This window comes from Mycobacterium sp. (genome assembly GCF_047975165.1).
Taxonomy (GTDB): domain Bacteria; phylum Actinomycetota; class Actinomycetes; order Mycobacteriales; family Mycobacteriaceae; genus Mycobacterium.
In genome coordinates, this window is the sequence record NZ_JBKECZ010000073.1 from 1 (window position 1) to 7,393 (window position 7,393).

At 63.4% G+C, this 7,393-nt stretch carries 7 protein-coding genes and 1 pseudogene; 5 read left to right on the plus strand and 3 right to left on the minus strand.

Features of this window, described 5'->3' with window-relative positions; translation table 11 throughout:
* A partial coding sequence (locus tag ACK5M9_RS07930) for a GDP-mannose 4,6-dehydratase (RefSeq protein ID WP_416892627.1) occupies positions 1-377 on the minus strand: 377 nt, incomplete at its 3' end.
* A gap of 2 nt (positions 378-379) precedes the next feature.
* Positions 380-1,747, minus strand: a complete 1,368-nt coding sequence (gene rfbH, locus ACK5M9_RS07935; RefSeq protein ID WP_416892633.1) for a lipopolysaccharide biosynthesis protein RfbH — start codon at positions 1,745-1,747, stop codon at positions 380-382.
* A 157-nt stretch (positions 1,748-1,904) separates the two neighbouring features.
* Here rfbH and rfbF point away from each other — a divergent pair, with 157 nt between their 5' ends.
* From rfbF to ACK5M9_RS07960, 5 genes are all read left to right on the plus strand, one after another.
* A complete protein-coding gene (gene rfbF, locus ACK5M9_RS07940; protein ID WP_416892628.1) occupies positions 1,905-2,681 on the plus strand; it encodes a glucose-1-phosphate cytidylyltransferase in 777 nt (258 codons plus the stop codon).
* Entirely contained in the window at positions 2,678-3,634 is a 957-nt protein-coding gene (locus ACK5M9_RS07945; protein WP_416892629.1) for a glycosyltransferase family 2 protein, read from the plus strand. Before rfbF ends, ACK5M9_RS07945 begins: the two co-directional genes overlap by 4 nt.
* Positions 3,631-5,475, plus strand: a complete 1,845-nt coding sequence (locus ACK5M9_RS07950) for a thiamine pyrophosphate-binding protein (RefSeq protein WP_416892630.1) — start codon at positions 3,631-3,633, stop codon at positions 5,473-5,475. Before ACK5M9_RS07945 ends, ACK5M9_RS07950 begins: the two co-directional genes overlap by 4 nt.
* A 114-nt stretch (positions 5,476-5,589) precedes the next feature.
* Positions 5,590-6,390, plus strand: coding sequence for an aldolase/citrate lyase family protein (locus ACK5M9_RS07955; RefSeq protein WP_416892631.1), 801 nt, complete (start codon positions 5,590-5,592; stop codon positions 6,388-6,390).
* 83 nt (positions 6,391-6,473) lie between these two features.
* Positions 6,474-7,148, plus strand: a complete 675-nt coding sequence (locus ACK5M9_RS07960; protein ID WP_416892632.1) for an HAD-IA family hydrolase — start codon at positions 6,474-6,476, stop codon at positions 7,146-7,148.
* Positions 7,149-7,172: 24 nt separating this feature from the next.
* Here ACK5M9_RS07960 and ACK5M9_RS07965 read toward each other — a convergent pair.
* Positions 7,173-7,393, minus strand: a pseudogene (locus ACK5M9_RS07965) (esterase); the annotation flags it as partial.

A 7,393-nucleotide genomic window follows, 5' to 3' on the forward strand; every position in this document is an offset into this window, starting at 1 on the left:
ACCTTGTCGGTGGTGATGACGACGTGCGCACGAACCGAGGATGTGTGTCCGACGGCTTCCAGCACGTTGAGGGTGCCCATGGCGTTGGTCTGGTAGGTGAGTCGCGGCTCGCGGTAGGACTCGCGGACCAATGCCTGGGCGGCCATGTGCACCACGACGTCGGGGGCCACCGCCTCCACCGCTGCCGCAGTTTCCCCGGCGTCGCGGATGTCCACCCGCAGATCGGAGGTCAGCAGGTCCGCCAACCCAGCTCTCTCGAACAGGCCGCGCTGTTCGGGTTCAAGGGCCAGACCGGACACTTGGTGTCCGCGGGCCAGCAGGAGCAGCGCCAGCCAGGGGCCTTTGAACCCGGTGTGGCCGGTGATCAGGTAGTGCACGGCTACCGGGAGGCCTCGGCCATGTATTCGCGGATCGACTCGGTCGCGAAGTCGAGCATCGGCTTTGTCAGCCCGGGATAGGTGCCGATCCAGAATGTGCGGTTCATCACGATGTCGGTGTTGGTCAGGTCGCCGACGATCCGGAAGTCGGTACCTCGGTAGGCCGGTTGTTTGACCAGGTTGCCGGCGAACAACTGGCGAAAGCCGATCTTGCGTTCGTCCAGGAAGCGCATCAACTTGGTGCGGTCGACGGGATGTTCGGGATCCAGGGTGATCGGGTAGCCGAACCAGGACGGCTCCGACTTGGGTGTGGCCACCGGCAGGATCAGCCCTTCGACGCCCGACAGCCGCAAGGTCAGGTAGTCGAAGTTGTCTTTGCGCGCTTGCACGAATCCGTCGATCTTGGCCAGCTGCGACAAACCGATGGCTGCCTGCATGTCGGTCGCCTTCAGGTTGTAGCCGATGTGGCTGTAGATGTATTTGTGGTCATACCCCTTCGGTAGATCGCCGAGTTGCCATTCGAAGCGCTTCTCACAGGTGTTGTCGTCGCCCGGCGCGCAGTAGCAGTCCCGACCCCAGTCCCGGAAGGACTCGACCTGCTTGCGCACCAGCGCTGATTTGACGAACACCGCACCCCCCTCGCCGGTGGTGATGTGGTGGGCGGGGTAGAAACTCACCGTCGCGGTGTCGCCGAAGCTGCCGGTGCGCTTGCCGTCATAGGTGGACCCGAGAGCGTCGCACGAGTCCTCGACCAGCCATAGGCTGTGCTTGTCACACAATTCGCGCACGGTGTCCAGGTCGAACGGGTTACCCAGGGTATGGGCCATCATGATCGCCCTGGTCTTCGGCCCGACGGCTTCGCGGAGTCGCTCGGGTATGGCGTCGTAGGTGCCCAATTCGATGTCGACGACTACCGGGCGCATGCCGTTTTGGATGATCGGGTTGACGGTGGTGGGAAAGCCTGCTGCCACGGTCAGGACCTCGTCGCCCGGTTGCAGTGGCCCCTTGCCGAACCGCTTCTTGTTTCCGGCGAGCTTGGCGCTGGTCAGGGCACTCAAAGCGCACAGGTTTGCGCTTGACCCACTGTTGACGAACACGGCGCCGCGCGCTCCGACATACCGGAACAGGGCGCGCTCGAACAACGGATGGAACCTGCCGGCGGTCAGCCAGCCGTCCAGTGAGGCGTCGACGAGTGCCGCAAAGTCCTCGGGGTCGAGCACCTTGCCGGAAACGGGGACCGGCGTGACGCCTGGGACAAATTCCGGTGTCGAGAGCTTTCGTTTGGCGTACCCGCGAACCGCGGCGAGAATGTCCTGGCGTTCCTGCTCGAGCCGGTTCTCCCCATTCCCATCGGTATCGAGCGGTGAAATGAGAACTCCTCAGGGCTGTGTGACTCATATGGTACGCGGCACAGGTGAAAAGCCCGCCCCGCATGTCGCATCGTTGCTAGTGTGGCACCTGCGGCGACGCGGCGTCATCGTTTCCGCGCCCCGGGGGCCAGACTACGTCGAGATTGGATGATTGGTCATGAAAGCCGTGCTTCTCGCCGGCGGGCTCGGCACGCGCATGCGCGAGGAAACCGAATTCCGCCCCAAGCCGATGGTCGAGGTCGGGGGGCGGCCGGTGCTGTGGCACATCATGAAGATCCTCGGCCACTACGGCATGTCTGATTTCATTGTGTGCACCGGCTATAAGAGTGAATTCATCAAGAACTACTTCACCAACTACGGCGCGTCGAATCTCGACTTCACCATCACCCTCGGGAACCAGTCCAGCATCTGCTACCACGGTTCGCACGATGAGTTCAACTGGCAGGTCACCGTGGCCGACACCGGCTTGGACACCATGACGGGCGGCCGGATCAAACGCATCCAGAAATACGTCGGCTGTGAAACATTTCTGTGCACCTACGGCGACGGTATCGCCGACGTCGATATCCACGCACTACTCAACTTCCACCGGGCTCATGGCAAGCTCGCCACCGTCACGGCCACCCAGCCGATGAGCCGGTTCGGCGTCATCGACGTGGAAGACGACGGGGCCGTCGCCAAGTTCCGGGAGAAGCCGAAGACCGAGGACTGGATCAACATCGGCTACTTCATCTTCGAACCGGGGGTGTTCGACTATCTGGATGGGGACGAGACGGTATTGGAGGAGGGGCCGCTGCTACGCCTGGCAGCGGACAGACAAATCGCCGCATACCCCCATCACGGGTTCTGGCAGCCGATGGACACCTTCCGGGAATCGCAACTCCTCAACAACCTGTGGAACAGCGGAAAGCCGCCGTGGAAGGTGTGGGAATGAGTCTGGGAACAGGCGGGTCCGTGAAGAAGAAGATCGCCGTGATTTCACCGGCGTTCAATGAAAGAGAATGCATTGATGAGCTCGCTCGGCAACTGACCGAGGTGTTCGACGCCGAACCCGGCTACGACTTCGAGGCGATCATCGTCGAAAACGGGTCCAGCGATGACACGATGGACAAGCTTCTCGCCATCAACAAGGCGGATCCGCGGTTCAAGATCGTGCAGCTCGCCCGCAATTTCCGGATGGATGGCGGGCTGACAGCCGGCCTGAACGTGGTCGACGCCGACGCCGTCGTGCTGATGACCGCCGACCTGCAGGATCCGCCCGACTTCATCCCGGAGATGATCCGCGCCTGGGAGCAGGGATACGAGAACGTCTATGGCGTGGTCACCGAGCGTGGTGGCGTCGGGCCCATCCGCAGGATGAATTCCCAAGTGTTCTACTGGCTGGCCGGGCGACTCACCGACGACCGGATCACCAAGAATGCCAGCGACTTCCGCTTGGTCGACCGGAAGGTCTACGAAGCGGTCCGCTCGATGGACGAACGCAACCGGTTCGTCCGGGGCCTGTTCTCCTGGGTGGGCTTCAAGTCGATCGGGCTGCCGATGAAGCGGGCGCCCCGCTTCGCCGGCGAATCCAAGGCCTACACCTTCAAGGTGATGGATCTGGCGGGCAAGGGCATCCTCGCCCATTCCTATGTGCCACTGCGGCTGATCACGCTCACCGGATTCCTGCTGAGCGTCTTTGCGGCGATCAGTGTGCTGGTGCTTGCCGTCCGCTTCGTTTTCTACGGTGTGCCGTTCCCCGGGGTCGGCACCATCATTTCCGTCATGCTGATCGGCTTCGGTGTGGTGACGCTGCTCCTCGGAGTGATCGGCGAATACCTGGCGCTGATCTACGAAGAGGCCAAGCAACGCCCCAACTTCGTCATCACCCAAAAGGTGGGCCTGTGACACCGGCTGCCGCCAAGCCCGCCCCTGCCCCAACGAAATACTCCGACCAACTGGTCGACTGGTTGGTCGGCGCCGGCTACTCACACTGCTTCTTCGTAGCCGGCGGCAACATCATGCACCTATTGGACTCGGTGCGCACCCGGATGGTGTGCGTGCCATTCGTGCACGAAGTGGGCGCTGCCATCGCAGCTGAGTACTTCAACGCCTCCCGGGACGAAAGCGCTGGCCGGGCAATGGTCCTGGTGACAGCCGGGCCGGGCATCACCAATGCGCTCACCGGCATCGCGGGGGCCTGGCAGGAGAGCCGCGAACTGTTGGTGCTGGGTGGTCAGGTGAAGTCCAGCGATCTGAGTCGCGGCGCGGTGCGTCAGCGGGGCATCCAGGAAATCGACGGTGTGGAACTGGTGCGCAGCGTGACCAAACGGGCATTGCTCATCGAGTGTCCGGTTGACCGCGACATCATTCTGGAGGCCGTCCTCGACGGCCGCACCCCCCGGCAGGGGCCGGTTTTCCTCGAAGTCTGCCTCGACGCCCAAGCCGCGCCACCGCTACCCGGCCGGGAGCCGGTCGAGGTGCCTGAGGCGGCACCCCTGCCGGAGGTGGCGGCGGCCGACGTCCAACAGCTGGTCGAGTGGCTGCGGGAATCGGAACGCCCGGTCATCCTGATCGGCGGTGGTGTGAGCCGTCGAACAGTGCGCGCGCTCGGAGAACGGCCGGCCGCTGCAGGTATTCCGCTGATGACCACGTGGAACGGCGCCGACCGGGTTCCCAGCGAGCACCCGATGTACTCGGGGCGCCCCAATACCTGGGGGCAGCGGGCTGCCAACATCCTGATTCAGCAGGCCGACCTGGTGCTGGCCGTCGGCACCCGGTTGGGGCTGCAGCAGACCGGGTTCGCCTGGGAGGAGTTCGTTCCCGTCGGTCGAGTGGCCCAGGTGGACATCGACTCCGCCGAGCTCACCAAGGGGCACCCGCGCGTCGACCTGGCCATGTGTGGGGACGCCGACGCATTCCTGGCCGCACTGTATTCCTGCGATCTCGGGGATTCCGGGCGGTGGCAGCGATGGCGGGAGTTCATCTCGTCGGTCCGTGCCGAATTGCCGCTGAACGATCCGCAGAACGTCACCGCACCGGGCTATGTGCGACCTTACGAGTTGGCGATGGGCCTGGCCGACGTTGCTGAACCGGACGCGATCCTGCTGCCCTGCAGCAGCGGTGGCGCCGCCACGGTGTCGATGCAGGCCCTGCGATTGCGCGCCGACCAGAAACTTGTCGGCGACAAGTCGCTGGCGAGCATGGGGTACGGATTATCCGGAGCGATCGGTGCCGCACTGGCCAACCCGTCGCGGCAGATTTTCCTCACCGAGGGGGATGGCGGCTTCGTCCAGAATCTGCAGGAACTGGGCACACTCGCAGCGACCGGAGCCAATGTCAAAGTCTTTGTGATGGACAACAACGGCTACGCGTCGATCAGGATGACGCAGCGCAACTACTTCAACGGCGCCTGGATCGGCTGCGACGCCGAGACCGGCCTCGGTCTGCCGGATTGGGAGGATCTGGTGCGGGCCTATCGGATCCCGTTTGCCCGACTCGATGCGGAATCCGGGCTGGACGCCGACCAGATTCGGTCGTTGCTGGGCACGGATGGTCCAGTGCTCATCGTGGTGCCGATCGACCCTGACCAGACCTATCATCCGAAGATTACCTCGGCGGTGCAGCCGGACGGTTCGATGAAGTCGAACCCCTTGCACAAGATGAGTCCGGATCTCCCAATCGCGGTCGAGCAAAGGGTCGCGGTGCATCTTGGCGCGCGATTGTCGCGAACGGGGATAGTGAGTTGACCGGAACCCGCCCATATATGAGGTTCGCGATGTTCTTGCCGGAATCGCGCACTGGGTGGGTTTCGCGCGGATATGCTCGGCAAGCGTGTCAGATGCACTAGTAGGGGAGAGATTGTGAATAAAACCGAACGCCAGATGTCCGAAATTCTTCGTGCGGGCAAGGAAAAGCATGGCGTCGTCAGCGTCAAAGCTGAGTTCGAAGCCGAGGGCACGCGGATCGACGAACTGTTGCGTCTAGTTGACATTGCGCGCTCCGCGGGGCTGCCACTGACCGTGAAGATCGGTGGCTGCGAGGCGATGCGCGACCTGCTGGAGGCAAAACAGATCGGAGTGCGCTACATCGTCGCGCCCATGGTGGAAACGCCGTACGCGCTGACGAAGTACATCGCGGCCAAGAACACCGTGTACGACGAGGACGAGGAACTCGACACCGACTTCTTGTTCAACCTGGAGACCATCACCGGGTTCAACAACCTCGACGCCATGCTTGAGGCTGCACAGGAAGGCCGCGGCGTGGACGGCATCGTCTTCGGCCGGGTTGATTTCACCGGTTCGCTGGGGCAAACCCGCGAAACCATCAATTCACCCGATATCACCAAGTACGTGACTACCGTTGCCGAAAAAGCCAAGAAGGCCGGCCTCGACCTGGTTCTCGGCGGCGCGGTGTGCAGCGACACGCTGGGCCCCAGGACGGGAGTGGCAGCGAGTCACCGGGCTCGCGTCGAGACCCGCAAGGTCGTTTTCGACGGCTCCGCCGGCAACCTCGGTGCAATCGCGGACGGTTTGCTCAATGCAGTGCACTTCGAGTTGCTGTGGCTGTTGAACAAGCGCGACTACTACGGCCACATCACCGATGAGGACGCCAAACGGATCGAGATGCTGAACGCACGCTGGAAGCTCCTCAACGACAACTAGTAGACATGTCTCGTTGATGCTCGCTGCGCTTGAGGCCGATGTTCTGGTACCGACGATAAACGCTGATAGCGGATAGGGCACCGATGACAGGAACAGCCTCAGGCGATGTCACGCGACCGCAGTTGGTGATCTTCGACCTCGACGGCACCCTGACAGACTCGGCGGAAGGAATCGTCTCCAGCTTTGTCCACGCATTGAATCACGTTGGCATCGAATTGCCTGCGGGTGACCTGACAGCACAAATCGTCGGCCCCCCAATGGATGTGACTTTGCGCGCGATGGAACTGGGCGATCGTGCCGAGGACGCGCTGGCTGCGTACCGGGCTGACTACGACACGCGCGGCTGGGCGTTGAACAGGCTCTATGACGGGGTTGCGCAGGTGCTGGCTGATCTACGTGGCGCAGGCGTGCGGCTCGCGGTGGCTACGTCGAAGCAAGAGCCAACAGCGCGGCAGATTCTGGAACACTTCGACCTGGATCAGTATTTTGAGGTCATCGTGGGTGCGACACCTGACGGCTCGCGCGGCAGCAAGGTCGAGGTCCTGGGTTGCGCGCTGGAGCAACTACAACCGCTGCCCGACCGGGTGCTGATGGTTGGCGACCGCCGTCATGACGTGGAAGGTGCTGCCGCACACGGGATCAGCACGGTGGTAGTCGGTTGGGGCTATGGCCAAGCGGATTTCGCCGGCGGTAATAGCGCAGTGGGTGTGACGCACGCGGCGACCATCGAAGAGTTGCGGGCGGCGTTGGGAGTCTGAGAGCCGTTGCGGCGGCCTACCCCCTCACCCCGCGACCGCCCCCGCCCCCCAGTTTGGCGCCCCCATCGCGCGCACCGGCCGGTACCCGCGCTTCCGGGCCGTGGCCACGGCCCGCCGGGTCAGGGCATACAGCCCGACGAAGGCGGCGTGGTCGGTCACCACCAGGGGCGTCAGCAACCGGTTGTGCACGAAGCCGATCGCCAACCCCGAATCGGGATCGCTCCACCCGATCGAGCCGCCCAGGC